Origin of the sequence: Larsenimonas rhizosphaerae (assembly GCF_023700005.1) — a bacterium.
Taxonomy (GTDB): domain Bacteria; phylum Pseudomonadota; class Gammaproteobacteria; order Pseudomonadales; family Halomonadaceae; genus Larsenimonas; species Larsenimonas rhizosphaerae.
In genome coordinates, this window is the sequence record NZ_JAMLJK010000002.1 from 308278 (window position 1) to 324731 (window position 16454).

At 58.9% G+C, this 16454-nt stretch carries 16 protein-coding genes and 1 pseudogene; 6 read left to right on the forward strand and 11 right to left on the reverse strand.

The features are described from left to right. Nucleotides 1-15 precede the first annotated feature (15 nt). A complete protein-coding gene (recN, locus tag NAT21_RS11555; RefSeq protein ID WP_250938568.1) occupies nucleotides 16-1692 on the reverse strand; it encodes a DNA repair protein RecN in 1677 nt (558 codons plus the stop codon). A gap of 189 nt (nucleotides 1693-1881) precedes the next feature. Here recN and grpE point away from each other — a divergent pair, with 189 nt between their 5' ends. From grpE to dnaJ, 3 genes are all read left to right on the forward strand, one after another. Beyond that, nucleotides 1882-2520, forward strand: coding sequence for a nucleotide exchange factor GrpE (grpE, locus tag NAT21_RS11560; protein ID WP_250938570.1), 639 nt, complete (start codon nucleotides 1882-1884; stop codon nucleotides 2518-2520). Between the two features lie 101 nt (nucleotides 2521-2621). Then, a complete protein-coding gene (dnaK, locus tag NAT21_RS11565) occupies nucleotides 2622-4553 on the forward strand; it encodes a molecular chaperone DnaK (protein ID WP_250938572.1) in 1932 nt (643 codons plus the stop codon). Nucleotides 4554-4643: 90 nt separating this feature from the next. Further along, nucleotides 4644-5786, forward strand: a complete 1143-nt coding sequence (dnaJ, locus tag NAT21_RS11570; RefSeq protein WP_250938574.1) for a molecular chaperone DnaJ — start codon at nucleotides 4644-4646, stop codon at nucleotides 5784-5786. A 77-nt stretch (nucleotides 5787-5863) separates the two neighbouring features. Here dnaJ and NAT21_RS11575 read toward each other — a convergent pair whose 3' ends face one another. Continuing rightward, complete coding sequence (locus tag NAT21_RS11575; protein ID WP_250938576.1) at nucleotides 5864-6691, reverse strand: endonuclease/exonuclease/phosphatase family protein; 828 nt, start codon at nucleotides 6689-6691, stop codon at nucleotides 5864-5866. Then, nucleotides 6688-7320: a thiol:disulfide interchange protein DsbA/DsbL gene (locus NAT21_RS11580; protein ID WP_250938578.1), complete on the reverse strand. Its 633-nt coding sequence runs from the start codon at nucleotides 7318-7320 to the stop codon at nucleotides 6688-6690. The genes NAT21_RS11575 and NAT21_RS11580 overlap by 4 nt, the downstream gene beginning before the upstream one ends. A gap of 202 nt (nucleotides 7321-7522) precedes the next feature. Here NAT21_RS11580 and yihA point away from each other — a divergent pair, with 202 nt between their 5' ends. Beyond that, nucleotides 7523-8140 (forward strand): ribosome biogenesis GTP-binding protein YihA/YsxC, encoded by a 618-nt coding sequence (gene yihA, locus NAT21_RS11585; protein ID WP_250938580.1) that lies wholly within the window; start codon nucleotides 7523-7525, stop codon nucleotides 8138-8140. A gap of 6 nt (nucleotides 8141-8146) precedes the next feature. Here the strand turns inward: yihA and NAT21_RS11590 are convergent, their stop codons facing one another. From NAT21_RS11590 to argH, 8 genes and pseudogenes are all read right to left on the reverse strand, one after another. Further along, entirely contained in the window at nucleotides 8147-8488 is a 342-nt protein-coding gene (locus NAT21_RS11590) for a hypothetical protein (protein WP_250938582.1), read from the reverse strand. A 54-nt stretch (nucleotides 8489-8542) separates the two neighbouring features. After that, entirely contained in the window at nucleotides 8543-9238 is a 696-nt protein-coding gene (locus NAT21_RS11595) for an HAD family hydrolase (protein WP_250938584.1), read from the reverse strand. Between the two features lie 2 nt (nucleotides 9239-9240). Continuing rightward, complete coding sequence (locus NAT21_RS11600) at nucleotides 9241-10152, reverse strand: tyrosine recombinase XerC (RefSeq protein ID WP_250938586.1); 912 nt, start codon at nucleotides 10150-10152, stop codon at nucleotides 9241-9243. Further along, entirely contained in the window at nucleotides 10149-10799 is a 651-nt protein-coding gene (locus NAT21_RS11605; RefSeq protein WP_250938588.1) for a DUF484 family protein, read from the reverse strand. Before NAT21_RS11605 ends, NAT21_RS11600 begins: the two co-directional genes overlap by 4 nt. Nucleotides 10800-10807: 8 nt before the next feature. Then, complete coding sequence (dapF, locus tag NAT21_RS11610; protein WP_250938589.1) at nucleotides 10808-11638, reverse strand: diaminopimelate epimerase; 831 nt, start codon at nucleotides 11636-11638, stop codon at nucleotides 10808-10810. Then, a complete protein-coding gene (lysA, locus tag NAT21_RS11615) occupies nucleotides 11638-12897 on the reverse strand; it encodes a diaminopimelate decarboxylase (protein ID WP_250938591.1) in 1260 nt (419 codons plus the stop codon). The genes dapF and lysA overlap by 1 nt, the downstream gene beginning before the upstream one ends. Nucleotides 12898-13028: 131 nt before the next feature. Then, nucleotides 13029-13130, reverse strand: a pseudogene (gene lptM / locus NAT21_RS15605) (LPS translocon maturation chaperone LptM); the annotation flags it as partial. Continuing rightward, complete coding sequence (gene argH / locus NAT21_RS11625; RefSeq protein ID WP_250938595.1) at nucleotides 13127-14536, reverse strand: argininosuccinate lyase; 1410 nt, start codon at nucleotides 14534-14536, stop codon at nucleotides 13127-13129. The pseudogene lptM and the gene argH, both read right to left, overlap by 4 nt. A 200-nt stretch (nucleotides 14537-14736) precedes the next feature. Here argH and hemC point away from each other — a divergent pair, with 200 nt between their 5' ends. Further along, the gene (gene hemC, locus NAT21_RS11630; protein WP_250938597.1) at nucleotides 14737-15675 is read left to right on the forward strand and encodes a hydroxymethylbilane synthase; all 939 of its coding nucleotides are present in this window, start codon (nucleotides 14737-14739) and stop codon (nucleotides 15673-15675) included. After that, nucleotides 15662-16432 carry a uroporphyrinogen-III synthase gene (locus NAT21_RS11635; protein ID WP_250938599.1) on the forward strand — a complete coding sequence of 257 codons (771 nt, stop codon included), beginning with the start codon at nucleotides 15662-15664 and terminating at the stop codon, nucleotides 16430-16432. The genes hemC and NAT21_RS11635 overlap by 14 nt, the downstream gene beginning before the upstream one ends. The last annotated feature ends 22 nt before the right edge of the window (nucleotides 16433-16454 follow it).

A 16454-nucleotide genomic window follows, 5' to 3' on the forward strand; every position in this document is an offset into this window, starting at 1 on the left:
TGCTCTGCTGTGAGGTTAATGACGCTGCCTGGATTGACCGCTTTTCAGCATTTCCCGAGCATGCGCCAGCGTCTGAGGCGACAGATGAATGCCGCCAAGCATGCGCGCCAGCTCCTTGACGCGGCCCTTGTGGTCGAGGATCAGCATCGACGTGCGGGTATCGCTATCGCCAGTCTGTTTTTCTATATGAAGATGCTGGTGAGCCTGAGCGGCGACCTGTGGCAGGTGGGTTACACACAATACCTGGCCGCCATGGCCAAGCTGCTGGAGAAGCTGCCCGACAATTTCGGCAGTCGCGCCCGAGATTCCTACATCAACTTCGTCGAAAACCAGCGTTGAAGTGGGGCTCAATTGTGCGGTAACAACCTGGATGGCAAGACTGATGCGTGACAGCTCACCGCCTGAGGCGACCTTGTGCAACGGGCGTGAAGGCTGACCGGGGTTGGCACTCATCATGAACTGAATCTGGTCAAGGCCTTCCGGTTGAGGTGTTTCACGTGGCACTACCTCTACGGTAAAACGCGCCTTTTCCATACCTAGAAAGCGAAGCTGCTCCTGTACACGTTCGGCCATGATCCGGGCACTTTCCATACGACGTGCCGAGATACTGCCAGCCAGTTCACGCCATTGATGGCGAAGTGCTTCCGCCTGCTCTTCCAGTGCTGCAATGGTGTCATCTCCCCCTTCCAGCTGCTCCAGCTCATCGGCCAGTCGCTGATGCAGTGCTACCAGTTCCTCGGGGGCAATATAGTGCTTGCGTGCAATGCCATGGACGCTTCCCAGCCGTTCTTCGACCAGTTGAAGGCGTGAGGGGTCAAGGTCGATGTGAGCATGATGCCAGGAAAGTTCGCTGACGGCTTCTTCCAGCTGAATACGCGCATCTTCCATCATGGCCAGCGCGCTTTTGAAGCGTTGCTGTTGCTCCGTGGGCAGGCTGCCTAGTTGCTGAACAGCACTGGCCAGGCGCGACAGGGCACCCCTGTCCTCCATCGCGCAGTCGTCGATGGCACTCTGGGCGGTCTGCAGCAACTGGTCGGCGTGAGCAAGCTCTGTCTGCTCGGATTCGAGCTGTGCCAGCTCTCCATCTGCCAGGGCCAGTTGGTCAAGCTCGTCCACCTGATAGCGCAGTAACTGGCTGCGCGCATCGCGTTCGGCACCATTATCGCGACGATGACGTATATCTCGGCGAAGGGCCTGCCACTGACGATACATCTGCCTTAGCTCGGTCACTTCCGCCTGGTGATCTGCCAATTCATCCACCAGATGAAGGTGTGTTTCTTCTCGCAGCAACGAGTGATGGGCATGCTGACCGTGTACTTCGATCAATAACTCGCTTAGCGCCTTCAGGTCCGCGGCCGTGCTGGCACTGCCGTTGATCCATGCTTTCGAGCGGCCGGAAGCCGTGACCACACGGCGCAGCAGGCAGTCTTCGGTATCGAGATTGCGTTCGGCAAGCCAGGCAGCGGCTGCAGGCAGTTCACGAATATCAAAACGTGCACTGATATCGGCCTGGGCGGCGCCATGGCGAATGCTGCCGGCATCAGCGCGTTCACCCAGGCACAGCGACAGGGCGCCAAGCAGGATGGACTTCCCGGCTCCGGTTTCGCCAGTGATGGCTGTCATGCCCTGATGAAACTCGAGCTCGAGGTGTTCAACGATGGCGTAGTGACGTATGGACAGTTGCGACAACATGAGCAGATCCTGTTGAAAATCACACTATGGCTTTTTATACAGTGGTTCTAGGCCGTATTCAATCCTCTACTTGAGGGAAAAGCGCGCATTCATTGCTCCTGGGCCTTGAGATTATCACCGGGCTGCCCCATCTATGCACCAAGCCGTTATCAGCCCGTATTACGTATTGCCATGCACGAAGGAGGACGCATGACCGACAAGTCCAGAACATCCATTGATGAAGAGATGCAGCGTGCCGAGCGTGATGCCGAGCCGCAGCGCATGGAGGATGAGCAGTCGCCGCTGACAGGTGAAACGATCGAGGAAGAGGCCCTTGAGCCGATCGATGGTGAACTGGAGGGGCAGGATATAGACCCGGAAGCTGATGTTCTCGCCGCACGCGTTGCCGAGCTTGAGGACCAGTTGAAGGCGTCTGAAGAAAAATCCCTGCGTGCCGCTGCCGAAGCGCAGAATGTTCGCCGCCGCTCCGACCAGGAAGTCGAGAAGGCTCGCAAGTTTGCACTCGAAAAGTTCGTGAAAGAGCTCCTGCCGGTTGTCGACAGCCTTGAAAAGGCGCTTGAAAGCATGCAGGAAGATGCTTCCGAGACACATCGCGAAGGTGTCTCGATGACGTTGAAAATGCAGGTGGATGCTCTGGCTCGGTTCGGTGTTGAACAGCTCGACCCCCACGGCGAACCGTTCGACCCGCAATACCATGAAGCCATGACCATGGTGCCGAACCCTGATGTAGAGCCGAATACCGTGATTGATGTCATGCAGAAAGGGTATCTGCTCAACGGCCGCCTGGTCCGTCCGGCAATGGTTGTGGTCAGCAAGGCCGCTGAATAGGAAAAAGGCCCTTGAAAGGGCAAATCCTGGCCCCATATACGCAAACAGACGCGCGGCAATGACCGCACATGATAGAAACGAATCAGCTTTGAGGTGGATACATGGGACGCATAATTGGTATTGACCTTGGTACAACCAACTCCTGTGTTGCTGTACTCGACGGCGACAAGACCAAGGTTATCGAAAACGCGGAAGGTACTCGTACCACGCCCTCCATCATCGCCTATGCCGATGATGGCGAAACACTGGTAGGTCAGGCGGCCAAGCGCCAGGCCGTGACCAACCCGAACAACACCCTGTACGCGGTCAAGCGTCTGATCGGCCGCAAGTTCAAGGATGATGTTGTTCAAAAGGACATCAAGATGGTGCCGTATTCCATCGTTGAAGCCGATAATGGCGATGCCTGGGTTCAGGTCAACGACAAGAAGATGGCCCCCCCGCAGATCAGTGCGGAAGTCCTGAAGAAAATGAAAAAGACCGCCGAGGATTACCTGGGCGAGGAAGTTACCGAAGCAGTCATTACCGTGCCGGCCTACTTCAACGATTCTCAGCGTCAGGCGACCAAGGATGCCGGCCGTATTGCCGGGCTTGAAGTCAAGCGCATCATCAATGAGCCGACAGCGGCAGCGCTGGCCTACGGTATGGATAACGCCCGTGGCGACAAGACTATTGCGGTCTATGACCTGGGTGGCGGTACCTTCGATATTTCCATTATCGAAGTCGCTGATGTTGACGGTGAAACGCAGTTTGAAGTTCTGGCTACCAACGGTGATACCTTCCTGGGTGGCGAAGACTTCGACATGAAGTTGATCGACTATCTTGTCGCTCAGTTCAAATCCGATTCCGGTATCGACCTGTCTGGCGACAGCCTGGCGATGCAGCGTCTGAAGGAAGCTGCTGAAAAGGCCAAGATCGAGCTGTCTTCCGCGCAGCAGACCGAAGTCAATCTGCCGTATATCACTGCTGACAATACAGGTCCGAAGCACCTGGCGGTCAAGGTGACGCGTGCCAAGCTCGAATCCATTGTCGAAGATCTGGTTCAGCGCTCTCTCGCGCCGTGTAAAACAGCCATGCAGGATGCCGGTCTCTCCAACAGCGAGATCGATGATGTCATTCTGGTCGGTGGCCAGACGCGCATGCCGATGGTTCAGAGCAAGGTCGCCGAGTTCTTTGGCAAGGAAGCGCGCAAGGACGTCAACCCGGACGAAGCTGTCGCCATGGGCGCGGCCATTCAGGGCGGTGTTCTGGGCGGTGACGTCAAGGACGTGCTGCTGCTGGACGTGACGCCGCTGACGCTGGGTATCGAAACGATGGGTGGTGTCATGACACCGCTGATCGAGAAGAACACCACGATTCCGACGAAGAAGACTCAGACCTTCTCTACGGCTGAAGACAATCAGACCGCGGTCACGATTCATGCGCTGCAGGGTGAGCGCAAACAGGCTGCCCAGAACAAGTCACTGGGTCGGTTCGATCTGTCCGATATCCCGCCGGCACAGCGTGGCGTTCCGCAGATCGAAGTAGCCTTTGATCTTGATGCCAACGGCATCCTGAACATCACGGCGAAGGACAAGGCAACCGGCAAGGAACAGTCGATCGTCATCAAGTCTTCCGGTGGTCTGTCTGACGAGGAAATCGATCAGATGGTCCGGGATGCAGAGCAGCACGAAGCAGAAGACAAGAAGTTCGAAGAGCTTGTCCAGCTTCGTAACCAGGCGGACGGTATGATCCACGCGTCTCGCAAGACGCTGGAAGAGTCCGGTGACAAGGCAACTGACGAAGAGCGTCAGGCGATTGAAACCGCGATTACCGAGCTTGAAGAAGCCCTGAAGGGTGACGATGCCGAAGCAATTCAGGCCAAGCTTGATGCGTTGACTGAAGCGTCCGGTACCCTGGCACAGAAAATGTATGCCGAGCAGGAAGGTGCTGAAGGTAATGCCGAGGCGGGCACTTCCGGTAAAAGCCAGAAAGCGGACGATGACGTAGTTGACGCCGAGTATGAAGAAGTCAACGACGATCAGAAAAAACAGTAAGGCGAGTCCGTTCTCGTAACACCGGCGCGGGAGCCATCACGACTCCCGCGTCGTTGTGTTTGAACCATGGTTCCGGAGGGCCGATGCTTCATGTCCAAACGTGATTATTACGAGGTGCTGGGCGTCGACCGCAGCGCCGACCAGAAGGAAATCAAGAAGGCTTATCGCCGACTTGCCCAGAAATACCATCCAGACCGAAATCCGGACGACAATACCGCGGCCGAGAAATTTCGCGAAGTTTCCGACGCCTATGAAGTACTGACTGACAGTGAAAAGCGTGCGGCCTATGACCAGTTCGGGCATGCCGGTGTGGATGGTCAGGCCGGTGGTGGCGGCTTCGGGGGTGGTGGCGCCGGAGGTTTTGGCGACATCTTTGGTGATGTCTTCGGCGATATCTTCGGAGGAGCCGGCGGTGGCCGCCGTAATCCGAACGCTCCGCAGCGTGGCAGTGACCTGCGTTACAACCTCGAGATCGAACTCGAGGAAGCGGTAGCCGGTACCAATGTGGATATTCGCGTTCCACGCCTGTCCGAGTGTGGCCATTGCCACGGCGATGGCGCCGAGCCGGGGACCAGCAAGAAATCCTGCTCCACCTGTAATGGCATCGGTCAGGTACGAATGCAGCAGGGCTTCTTTGCCGTTCAGCAGGCGTGTCCGACATGTCACGGTCGAGGTGAGATCGTCGAGACTCCCTGCCGCAAGTGTCATGGAGAAGGGCGCGTCAAGGAAACACGCACCCTGTCTGTCCGGATTCCGCCAGGTGTTGATACCGGCGATCGCATTCGCCTGAATGGCGAAGGGGAAGGGGGCGTCAATGGCGGCCCGGCAGGTGATCTGTATGTTCAGGTGTCGATCAAGGCGCACGATATCTTCGAACGTGATGGTCGTGACCTGTTCTGCGACGTGCCGATCAGCTTCGTGGATGCAACGCTTGGCGGTGAGCTTGAAGTGCCCACGCTTGAAGGGCGTGTGAAACTCAAGATTCCGGCTGAAACCCAGACCGGCAAGCTGTTCCGGCTGCGCGGCAAGGGAGTCAAGCCGGTACGCGGTGGCTCTCCGGGTGACCTGATCTGCAAGGTAGTGCTTGAAACCCCTGTCAATCTGAATGAAGACCAGAAGGAGCTGCTGCGCGGGTTCCAGGCCAGCCTGGAGGATACCGGTAGCCGTCATTCTCCACGCAAGAGTGGCTTCTTTGATGGTGTGAAGAAATTCTTTGATGACATGCGTTCATGAGCCCTGTCTTGAAGCCCATAAAAAACCCCGCGCAAGCGGGGTTTTTTATGAGTCAGTGAATCAGAATCAAGGCAGTGTCAGGTAGGAAGCACGATGCTGGGGTCTTCCTGTTCCGGCATGTGGGCCAATGCTCGAGAGCAGGCATCCGGTAGGATGATGTCGATAGCCAGCGGCAGGTGGTCCGAAAACAGCTGATCCAGAACCTGCACATTGGCAGTTTCCAGGCTTTTCGAAACAAGAATGTGATCCAGTGCCCGTTTGGGTTGCCAGGCTGGATAACTCAACAGTGCCTTGCCCGGTGACAGATCCATGGCGCTACAGAATCGCGTATGGGGCTTGAGCTGCTCAAGCGTGCAGTTCAGGTCCCCCAGCAGCACGACATGCCTTACCGGCTCGATCAAGGTGCTCAGGTAATCCAGCTGACGGTCGCGGGTGCGCTGTCCCAGTGCAAGGTGCACGGCGAAGACATGCAGTGCGTGTTCGCCATGACCGAAGGTCACATGGATGGCACCGCGACCCGGGGGGCCGGGTAGCCGGTGGTTTTCCACCCGTGTCATGGGGCGCTGGCTCAACACACCGTTGCTGTGCTTTGCCATATGACCGAAATTGCGATTCAACTGATGGCAGCAGTAATCAAAGCCGGCCTTTTTGGCCAGATACTCGGTCTGGTTGATATGGCCGGAGCGAAAGCTGCCGCCGTCCACTTCCTGCAGTGCCACCACGTCATAATCCTTCAGCACGTCGCTGATGAAATCGAGCCGCTTCTGACGCGTCGGATGTGGCAGGAGGTGCTGCCAGCTGCGCGTCAGGTAATGGCGGTAGGCATGCGTATGGATGCCTACCTGCAGGTTGAACGTCAACAGACGCAGACGCTGTCTGTCGTCTGAAGCACTGCCTTCCATCATGGAGTCTCGCCGTTTCGGATGTCGTCGATCAGTGATGAGGCGACAACCATCATGTTGTCCAGGCCGCCCGCACTGTTGGGAGTGATGACGTATTTACCGTTAATGACCAGTGCCGGAACGCCCATCAGCTTGTATGCGCGCATTTTGGCGTGCGCTTCGTTAATCTCGCTTTTAACGCCAAAGGAATTCAGCGCTTTCAGCGCGGCTTCCCTGCTGACCCCGTAATGGGTAAAGAAGTCGGCAATTTCACCGTCATCCGTCAGCTGCCTGCCGTCCTTATGGATAGCATCAAAGAAGTCATCGTGCATTTTTTTCTCGATGCCAAGCTCTTCGGCCGCATAATAGGCTGTGGCATGACGAACCCATGTACGGCCCATGGTGGCGGGAAGCAGCTCGAAGTTGACGTCATCCTTTTGATGGGCAACCCATTTTTCAAGCGCGGGGTTCAGGGCATAACAGTGCGGGCATCCGAACCAGAATACTTCCGTGACGTCGATCTTGCCGGCCGGGAGATCGGTTGGAACCGGTTCGTCGAGCACCTTGTAATCCTTTCCGGCGACAGGCTGAGCGGCGAAGGCCATCGAGGCCAGCGTCAGGCCGAACACCAGGGTCAGCAGCTTTTTGATCATCCGTGGAGCTCCGTTAGTAGGGACAATAAACCTTGTTTAGAGCGGGAAGAGATATGACAAGTTCCTCCCGACCCGAATTATCCTACCCGGGAAGTCTCTTCGGTGCGAGATGGATCCTGCCCCGTTATCCGGTCCTTGCTGGTATACTGGCCGGCATACGTCTGGCTTAGCCTTGTTGACCATCTTCTGCAGGATCCTGTTCATGCCCTCCACGTCCATCAATTATCGTCAGGCCCGCTTTGTGCACAGTGCCCCGACCCTGGCCCTGTGCCTGGAGGATACTGGCGCGGAGGTCGCGTTTGCCGGGCGATCAAATGCCGGTAAATCCAGTGCCATCAATACCTTGACGCAGCAGCGTGCACTGGCGAGAACGTCCAGGACACCAGGGCGTACCCAGCTGATCAACTTCTTTGCGCTGAATGAGGATGTCACGCTTCGGCTGGTCGACCTGCCTGGCTATGGATACGCCAAGGTGCCGGAGAAGGTAAAGCTGGAGTGGCAGCGCCATCTGTCGGATTATCTTCAGCGTCGCAGTTCCCTCAAGGGGCTGGTGCTGCTGATGGACGTACGCCATCCGCTCACCGAATTTGATCAGATGATGCTGTCCTGGGCAGACAAGGCAGACATGCCCGTTCACATCCTGTTGACCAAGGCAGACAAGTTGAAGCGCGGCCCCGCGGCGGCCAGCCTGCAGAAGGTGCGGCATGCCCTCAGGGAATGGGAGGATCTGGTGAGCGTACAGCTGTTTTCCGCCCTTAAGAAGGACGGTGTTGAAACGCTTTCCGCTACGCTGGATCGCTGGCTGGCCAGCGAAGACTGAGCTGACCTAGAACACGTAGGTACGACCCGTGGCAGGGTAGCGATACGTCGCTGCGTTGCCTTCCTGGTTGAACAGGGCGGCAGGCTCATCCTGGCCATGTCGAGCCGTCAGTGGTGCAGGAGTCGACGGTGTCTCGGCTTGCCTGTAAGAAGGGTGCAGGGTCAGGTGAGGAGCCGGCTGGCGCGGATAGTTGACATGCAGCGCGTCCGGCTGCGACGCGCGATCGGCACGCACCAGCACTAGTGCCAGAGCAATGCCAAGCGCGCTGACGATCAACAGTAAACCGGTCAACGGAAGCAGGCGCATCAGTACCTCGAACCAGCAGGAAAGTAGATATGTAGTGTACAAGTGTCAGCCAGGTTCCTGCTGATAACAAGTCATCGATAACCACGATCCGGTGAATTACTGCGTCAGAGCCTCGATCACATACGGCAGTTCCCGTACATGCGCCAACCGGTGCAGCCGAGGATGCTCGATCGGTGACCCACTGCCGCGTCGGTCGATCCAGGCCACGTTCATGCCAAGCCTCAACGCCGGCAGTGCATCTTCCTTCCATGAATCACCGACATGAAGTGACTCGCCTGCTGTTGCCCTCATGCGGGCCAGCGCGGCAAGAAAGGCGCGTGCATCCGGCTTGGGGGCGTGTATTTCTCCGGCATTGATCACAACGTCAAACAGCGTGGCATCCACGACTCGGCGCACATCTACATTGCCATTGGTTATGGCGCCAAGTCGGTAGTTTTCTGCCAGTGTTTCGAGCAGGGGCAGCGACTCATCATACAGTGTCACCTCATGGCGTAATGTCAGCATGTAGTCGATCGTCTCCGCGACCAGCCTGCGGGCGTCATGATCGGGCAGCCCGTGATCCTGAAGTATCGACAACAGCGCCTCATGGCGCAGAAAGGTGAAATCGCCCCGGCGCAGGGGATAGCGCTGTGCCATGGCTTCGCGGCGAGCGACATACTCGGAGAGCGGAAAGCGCTCGGCATGATGTGCCTGCTGATCGAGCCAGTCGTAGTGAACCTGTTCGGTGCGGGCCATGACCGGGCCGTTGTCCCACAGCGTGTCATCAAGATCGAAGGTAATGGCTTTCAGCATGGTCACGTTTCCTTTTTGGTCGGGCGTTTGCGTGCCCGCGGGTGCGTCTTGTCATAAACGTCAGTCAGGTGCTGCCAGTCAAGCCGCGTATAAATCTGGGTCGTCGACAAATGGGCATGCCCCAGCAGTTCCTGCACACCGCGCAGGTCCTGGCTGGATTCCAGCAGATGGCTGGCGAAGCTGTGGCGAAGCCGGTGCGGGTGCAGGTGTTCCGGCAGGCCCCGCTCGACGGCCAGTCGGGCCAGGCGCAGCTGCACGCTGCGAGGGCTCAGTCGGGTGCCATGGCGGCCGACAAACAGCGCAGTCTGTTTATCCTCGGCCAGCAGGGCACGATGAACCAGCCAGCAGTCCAGTGCCTGGCGGGCTCGCTGCCCCAGTGGCAGTTGGCGCGGCTTGTTGCCCTTGCCACGAACGCGCAATCGAGTGGCTTCCAGATGATTCACATCCAGCCCGGTGAGTTCTGCCAGACGAAGGCCGGATGAATAGAAAAGCTCGACCATGGCCTGGTCGCGGCAGGCCAGAGGATCATTCTCATCCACCGGTGTGTCCAGAAAATGGCTCAGAAGATCGATATCCACCGGTCTTGGCAGCGGGCGTTTTGCGCGCGGAGCATCCAGCAGGCGGGCAGGGTTGCTGGCCAGTAACTGCTGATCAACCAGACTGTCACAAAAGCCGCGCAGGGTTGCCAGACGCCGCGCCAGGCTTCGAGGCGACAGGCCACGTGTACGCTCACGCCCAAGGAAACGACGCAGGTGAGTGGTGGTCAGTGCGGACCACTGTTCAAGGCCTTCCTCTTCAAGCCCCTTGACGAGGGCCTGCAGGTCCTGCCTGTAGGCCGCCACGGTCGCCGGGCTATGCCGATGAGCCAGCTGTTCAAGCCAGTCAGTACACAGGGAATGAAGGTCTGCGGTCATGAAAGCATCCGGGTCAGCAGTCGTGCGGTAATGTCGCCAATAAACCCGAAGCCTGAACGGTCAAGCCGGTCGGTATCAAGGCATAGCAGCCAGCCATCTTCTGCGCCCAGTGGCAGTGACATCAACAGCACCCTGGCCGGCCCTTCGGGTGCGCCAGGCAGTAGTAGACGAGCCTGCTGAGTCGTGAGGGTGAGTCGCTGGACCGGGCCATCTGTCAGAAGGCTTCTGAACCGCTGAGAGATCACCAGGTTAGCCGCGTGGCTGGGAGGGTAGCAGGGGGCGCTGGAGCAGTGTGGCCGCCACAGGGCGGTGGCTTCGCTATTGAACAGCTCCGCCAGGTGCATTGCCAGTTGCTGACCAAGCGCGTCGGGTGATTCAGCTTCCAGCAGGGTCAGCACCAGCATCCTGAGCCGTTGCTGGCGGCCCTGATCCTGGCGTGTTCCGACGCAAAAGCTTGAAAGGCCGGCACTGCTTTGTTGCTCGCGCTGCTGTAGTCTGGCCAGTTGATATTCCCGTATCGGTACGGCGTGGCCGTGGACCGGATGTGGAAGATCAAGCTGATCAAGCAGCGCTTCCCGTGTCTCGAAAAAATCAGGATGCGTTTCCAGCCAGGCGGCTACCTGCGCTGCCGTGAGCATGTCCGGCATGGGGTCTCCTAAAGAGGGATGCGTCCTTCAAAAACGCGCTCGGCAGGTCCGGTCATGATGACGCTATGGCCTTCACCGGCCCATTCAAGTGTCAGTTGTCCGCCGGGCAGATCGATATTGACCGGGCTCTCGAGCACTCCCTGTTGAATACCGGCAACCGCTGCCGCACAGGCCCCCGTGCCACAGGCGCGGGTTTCACCGACGCCCCGCTCAAAGACCCTCAGTCGGGCATGTTGAGTGGAAAGCACTTCCAGAAAGCCGACATTTACACGCCGTGGAAAGCGGTGGTGGCGCTCAAGCAGCGGCCCCAGTGTGGTCACTGGTGCAGTATCCACGCTGTCGACCATGACTACGGCATGAGGATTGCCCATCGAGATTGCGCTCAGCGATACGGTGCCCTGCTCGGTTTCCACCTCGTAGCTCAGTGACTGCATCTCGGCATGAAAGGGAATCTCGGCCGGGGCCAGCCGAGGCGGACCCATGTCGACCCGAACCCGGGCATCATCAGTCAGACTCAGCAACATTGGCCCGCCCGCGGTTTCGACGCGGATATCACGCTTGGCGGTCAGCTGGTTATCGACCACAAACCGGGCAAAACAGCGCGCACCGTTACCGCAGTTTTCCACTTCGCTGCCATCGGCGTTGAAGATGCGGTAGCGAAAATCCATGTCCGGATGCGTGGGTGGCTCGACCAGCAGCAACTGATCAAAGCCGATGCCGGTATGTCGATTGGCCCACTCGCTGATCTTCTGGGCGGGCAGGCGAGCGCGCTGGGTCACCAAGTCAACGACCATGAAGTCGTTGCCCAGACCATGCATTTTCCAGAACCGCAACAGCATCAGGCCTGCTCCTCCGGCAGAAGGCTTTCACCGGCCCACAGCTCCTCAAGGGTTTCCCGCTCGCGGATCAGATACATCGCATCGCCATCCACCATTACTTCGGCGGGCCGGGGACGCGCATTGTAATTGGATGCCATGGCAAACCCATAGGCACCGGCAGACTGGACGGCCAGCAGGTCACCTTCAGCAATGGCCAGCGTGCGGTCCTTGCCGAGGAAGTCGCCGGATTCGCACACCGGGCCCACCACGTCATAGGTCTGGCTGTCGCGAGGCGTGCGTGTGTCGACCGGCACTATGCCCTGCCACGCCTGATAGAGCGACGGGCGGATCAGGTCATTCATGCCTGCATCAACAATGGCAAAGTGCCTGGTTTCACCGGGCTTGAGGTATTCGACCCGAGTCAGCATGACGCCAGCGTTGGCCGCGATGGAGCGGCCGGGTTCGAAAATCAGCTCCAGAGTATCGTCGTCCAGATGCTCGAGCAGGGCATTGATGTAATCCGCCGTGGCCGGTGGTGTTTCTCCCTGATAGTTCACGCCCAGACCGCCACCAAGATCAAGGTGCTTGAGCATGATGCCGTGCTCGGCCAGGGTGGCCATCAGCACCTTCAGCCGGTCCAGCGCATCAATAAAGGGGGCGATATCGGTCAGTTGGGAGCCGATATGGCAATCGAGCCCGATTGGCTGTACGTATGGCAGTGCCTGGGCACGCTGATAGGTCTCAAGGGCATGATCGATCGCGATACCGAACTTGTTGTCCTTGAGGCCGGTGGAAATGTAGGGATGCGTGCCGGCATCGACGTCCGGATTGACCCGCAGCGACACCGGGGCAATCCTGCCCATGTTGCCGGCTACTTCGTTGAGTCGCTCAAGCTCGGCAGTGGATTCGACATTGAAGCACTTGATGCCAACCTCCAGCGCGCGGGCCATTTCCTCGGCCTGCTTGGCAACGCCCGAGAAGACGATACGAGAAGGGTCGCCGCCGGCGGCCAGAACACGCTCGAGTTCCCCGGCGGAAACGATATCGAATCCCGCACCGAGGCGGGCCAGTACATCAAGCACGGCCAGGTTCGAATTGCTTTTGACGGCGTAGCAGATCAGGTGTGCCCGGCCTGCCAGAGGGTCCTGATAGCCCTTGAAATGGGCGGTCAGTGCGGCGCGGGAATACACGTAGCAGGGGGTGCCGACCTGGTCGGCCACATCCTCAAGGGCGACGGACTCCGCAAAAAGCCGACCTCCCCGATAGTCAAATGCGCTCATTGTCGGGCCTCCGCAGGGGCTGCTGTGGTATCGCCATCGGCATTGCCGCGGGTGTCATTACCGCTGTCGGCCGGCTGGTCATCGGCCTGCGCTGGCTCGGACTGCTGCTCATAGGCATGCTGCGGGTCGTATTTCTCGGCGGCCTGCTCATCGTTTGGCATGTAAAGCGGACCTTTTTGACCACACCCGGCCAATACCAGGGTGGCCAGCAACAGGGGAATGAGGCGTGTCATTGTGCACCTCCTGCATGGGCTGCCTTCAGCGCATCCCGGGCGCGCTGGGCGCTGGCGCGAACCTGATGAGGCGCGGTGCCGCCGATATGATTTCGGGCTGCTACAGAGCCTTCCAGCGTCAGCACGTCAAAGACATCTTCATGAATATCGCTGGAGAACTGTCGGAGTTCTTCCAGTGTCATGTCGGACAGGTCCTTGCCCTGTTTGATGCCGTAGGCGACCGAGGTGCCCACGATCTCATGAGCATCCCGAAAGGCGACACCGGCGCGGACAAGATAATCAGCCAGATCGGTGGCCGTCGAGAACCCCTTGCGGGCCGCCTCGTACATGGAGGTCTTCTTCGGCTCGATGGCCGGGATCATGTCAGCGAAGGCGCGCAGGCATCCCTTGACCGTATCGACGCTGTCGAACAGGGGTTCCTTGTCTTCCTGATTGTCCTTGTTATAGGCCAGTGGCTGGGATTTCATCAGGGTCAGCAGGCTCATCAGGTGGCCGTAGACACGCCCGGTCTTGCCGCGTACCAGTTCAGGCACGTCCGGGTTTTTCTTCTGCGGCATGATGGAGGAGCCGGTGCAGAACCGGTCCGGCAGATCGATGAAGTCAAACTGAGCGCTGGACCACAGCACCAGCTCTTCACTGATGCGGGACATGTGCATCAGCAGGATGCTGGCAAAGCTTGTAAATTCGATGGCGAAATCACGATCACTGACCGCATCGAGAGAGTTTTCGGCCGGACGATCAAAACCGAGCAGCTCAGCCGTGACGTGACGGTCGATCGGGTAGGTGGTGCCAGCCAGCGCAGCCGCGCCAAGAGGCAGGATATTGACGCGGCGACGGCAGTCCATCAGTCGCTCGTGGTCGCGAGTGATCATTTCCTGCCACGCCAGAACATGATGACCGAAGGTGACGGGCTGCGCGGTCTGCAGGTGTGTAAAGCCTGGCATGATGGTGTCAGCGTGACGGTCCGCCAGTTCGATCATGCCTTCACGCAGGCGACCTAGCTCGCTGCCGATGGCATCGATTTCATCGCGCAGGTAAAGGCGAATATCCGTGGCGATCTGGTCGTTGCGAGAGCGGCCGGTATGCAGTTTCTTGCCGGTGATTCCAATCTTGTCGGTCAGCCGGGCTTCGATGTTCATGTGGATGTCTTCAAGTTCCACGGACCATTCGATGTTGCCGGCCTCGATATCGCGTTCGATATCGTTCAGCCCTTCAACGATGGCGTCGCGCTCATCATCGGTCAGTACGCCAACCCGGGCCAGCATGGTGGCGTGAGCGATCGAGCCGCGAATATCGTGATGGTACAGGCGCTGGTCAAACCCGATGGAGGCAGTAAATGCAGCGACAAACGCGTCAGTGGGTTCACTGAAGCGTCCGCCCCAGGACTGATTGGTCTGTTGAGTCATGGCGGCTGAATATTCCTGATAATGACAAGTGACAGAGCGCGACGGCCGAGTCGCACCGGATGCGTTCGAGTGTATCAGACTCCGTGGTCAGGCTCTGCCCTTCGGGCAACGTTGAACCGTGTGGTGGTTTTTAGCAGGCGGAGGGTGCTTTATGATAGTCGTCCTGCTTGATTACCGACTCTGGAGTCCCTGTGTCTGACATGCCGCTATCTCATCTGCGTATTGCTACCCGCAAAAGCCCGCTGGCCCTGTGGCAGGCGGAACACGTCAAGGCGCGGCTGGAGGCGCTGCACCCCGGGCTTCTGGTAGAGCTGGTGGCACTTTCAACCCGGGGGGACAAGATCCTGGACACGCCGCTGGCAAAAATCGGTGGCAAGGCCTTGTTCGTCAAGGAGCTTGAAGAGGCCATGATGGACGGCCGCGCCGATATCGCAGTGCATTCCATGAAGGATGTCCCGATGCATTTCCCGGAAGGGCTGGGCCTTGCGGTCATCATGGACCGCGGTGCACCCACCGATGCGTTTGTTTCCAATGAAGTGTCGGAGCTTGAGGCCCTGCCGCTGGGGGCCTGCGTGGGGACGTCCAGCCTTCGGCGCGGGCTGCAGATCAAGTCACTGCGCCCGGACCTTGTCATTGAAAGTCTGCGGGGCAATGTGCAGACGCGACTGTCCAAACTCGATAGCGGAGAGTTCAATGCCATCGTACTGGCGACTTCCGGCTTGCAGCGGGTGGGGCTGGAAGGGCGCATTACCAGCGAGTTCGTGCCAGAGCAGCTCCTGCCGGCCTGTGGCCAGGGTGCGCTGGGAATCGAATGTCGTCTGGCGGATGATCAGGTTCGTGCCCTGATTGCGCCGCTTGTCGATGCACCAACGACTAGCTGTGTGCTTGCCGAACGTGCGATGAATACGCATCTCGAAGGCGGGTGTCAGGTACCAATCGGCGGCTTTGCCCTGCTGGAAGATGAAGGACAGACCCTGTGGCTGCGTGGGCTGGTGGGCGCGCCGGACGGCTCACAGGTGCTGCGTGCCCAGGCCCGTGGCCCGGCAGAGGCACCTGAGGCGCTGGGCGTTCAGGTCGCTGATGCGCTGCTGGCCCAGGGGGCTGGTGCGATTCTGGAAGATGTTTATGGCACGCGCTGATCTGCCGGTGGTCATTGCGCGTCCGGGAGCGCGCGCCGAAGCGCTGGATGCTGCGCTTCGGGCTGACGGGCATGCGATCGAGCAGCTCAATATCATGTCATTGTCCCCCCTGGACGACGAGGAGGGCGCCATCCGGCGCCGCCTGCTGGATCTGGATCTTTATCGCCAGGTGATCTGCACGAGCCCCTTCGCCGCGCAGTGCCTGGTCGAGCAGATCGAGGCAGTCTGGCCTCAGCTGCCGGTCGGTATCGAGTATCTGGCAACCGGTACCAGCACCGCCGATGTCCTGGCCGACGGGCTGTCGGTGGACGTGTCCTTTCCGCCCATGGGCAGTGGCAGTGCCAGTGAGGCATTGTTGGCATTGCCTACCCTGGCGGCTGATAATGTCAGCGGTCACCGTATTCTGCTGGCCGGTGGTCAGGGCGGGCGCCCACTTCTGCACGAAACGCTGATGCAGCGCGGCGCGAGTGTCGATACACTGGCACTTTACCGGCGTCAGCTTCATGAGCCCGAGCTGACGCACCAGCACCTGCTGTCGGAAGGGCGCTTTTCTGCACTGGTATTGACCAGCGCGGAACAGCTTGAGCATCTTCTGGTATGGTGTGACAGGCAAACGTTTTCACGCCCGCTGGTCGTTTCCAGCGAGCGATTGGCTACACTGGCTTACACGCACGGATTTGATACCGTCATGGTGGCCGGAGACGCCTCCCCGAATGCATTGAGCGCAGCCGTGGCCCGCGCTTGTAGCGCCTTCTAACCTTGATAAAGGCTAGTGATAC

Coding starts and splice junctions, on each gene's coding strand:
- NAT21_RS11595 (WP_250938584.1), bottom strand. CDS start 9,238: ATGCTGAAAGCCATTACCTTCGATCTTGATGACACGCTGTGGGACAAC.
- dnaJ (WP_250938574.1), top strand. CDS start 4,644: ATGTCCAAACGTGATTATTACGAGGTGCTGGGCGTCGACCGCAGCGCC.
- NAT21_RS11575 (WP_250938576.1), bottom strand. CDS start 6,691: ATGATGGAAGGCAGTGCTTCAGACGACAGACAGCGTCTGCGTCTGTTG.
- NAT21_RS11600 (WP_250938586.1), bottom strand. CDS start 10,152: ATGACCGCAGACCTTCATTCCCTGTGTACTGACTGGCTTGAACAGCTG.
- recN (WP_250938568.1), bottom strand. CDS start 1,692: ATGTTGTCGCAACTGTCCATACGTCACTACGCCATCGTTGAACACCTC.
- NAT21_RS11605 (WP_250938588.1), bottom strand. CDS start 10,799: ATGCCGGACATGCTCACGGCAGCGCAGGTAGCCGCCTGGCTGGAAACG.
- argH (WP_250938595.1), bottom strand. CDS start 14,536: ATGACTCAACAGACCAATCAGTCCTGGGGCGGACGCTTCAGTGAACCC.
- dnaK (WP_250938572.1), top strand. CDS start 2,622: ATGGGACGCATAATTGGTATTGACCTTGGTACAACCAACTCCTGTGTT.
- NAT21_RS11580 (WP_250938578.1), bottom strand. CDS start 7,320: ATGATCAAAAAGCTGCTGACCCTGGTGTTCGGCCTGACGCTGGCCTCG.
- lysA (WP_250938591.1), bottom strand. CDS start 12,897: ATGAGCGCATTTGACTATCGGGGAGGTCGGCTTTTTGCGGAGTCCGTC.
- dapF (WP_250938589.1), bottom strand. CDS start 11,638: ATGCTGTTGCGGTTCTGGAAAATGCATGGTCTGGGCAACGACTTCATG.
- hemC (WP_250938597.1), top strand. CDS start 14,737: ATGCCGCTATCTCATCTGCGTATTGCTACCCGCAAAAGCCCGCTGGCC.
- grpE (WP_250938570.1), top strand. CDS start 1,882: ATGACCGACAAGTCCAGAACATCCATTGATGAAGAGATGCAGCGTGCC.
- NAT21_RS11635 (WP_250938599.1), top strand. CDS start 15,662: ATGGCACGCGCTGATCTGCCGGTGGTCATTGCGCGTCCGGGAGCGCGC.
- yihA (WP_250938580.1), top strand. CDS start 7,523: ATGCCCTCCACGTCCATCAATTATCGTCAGGCCCGCTTTGTGCACAGT.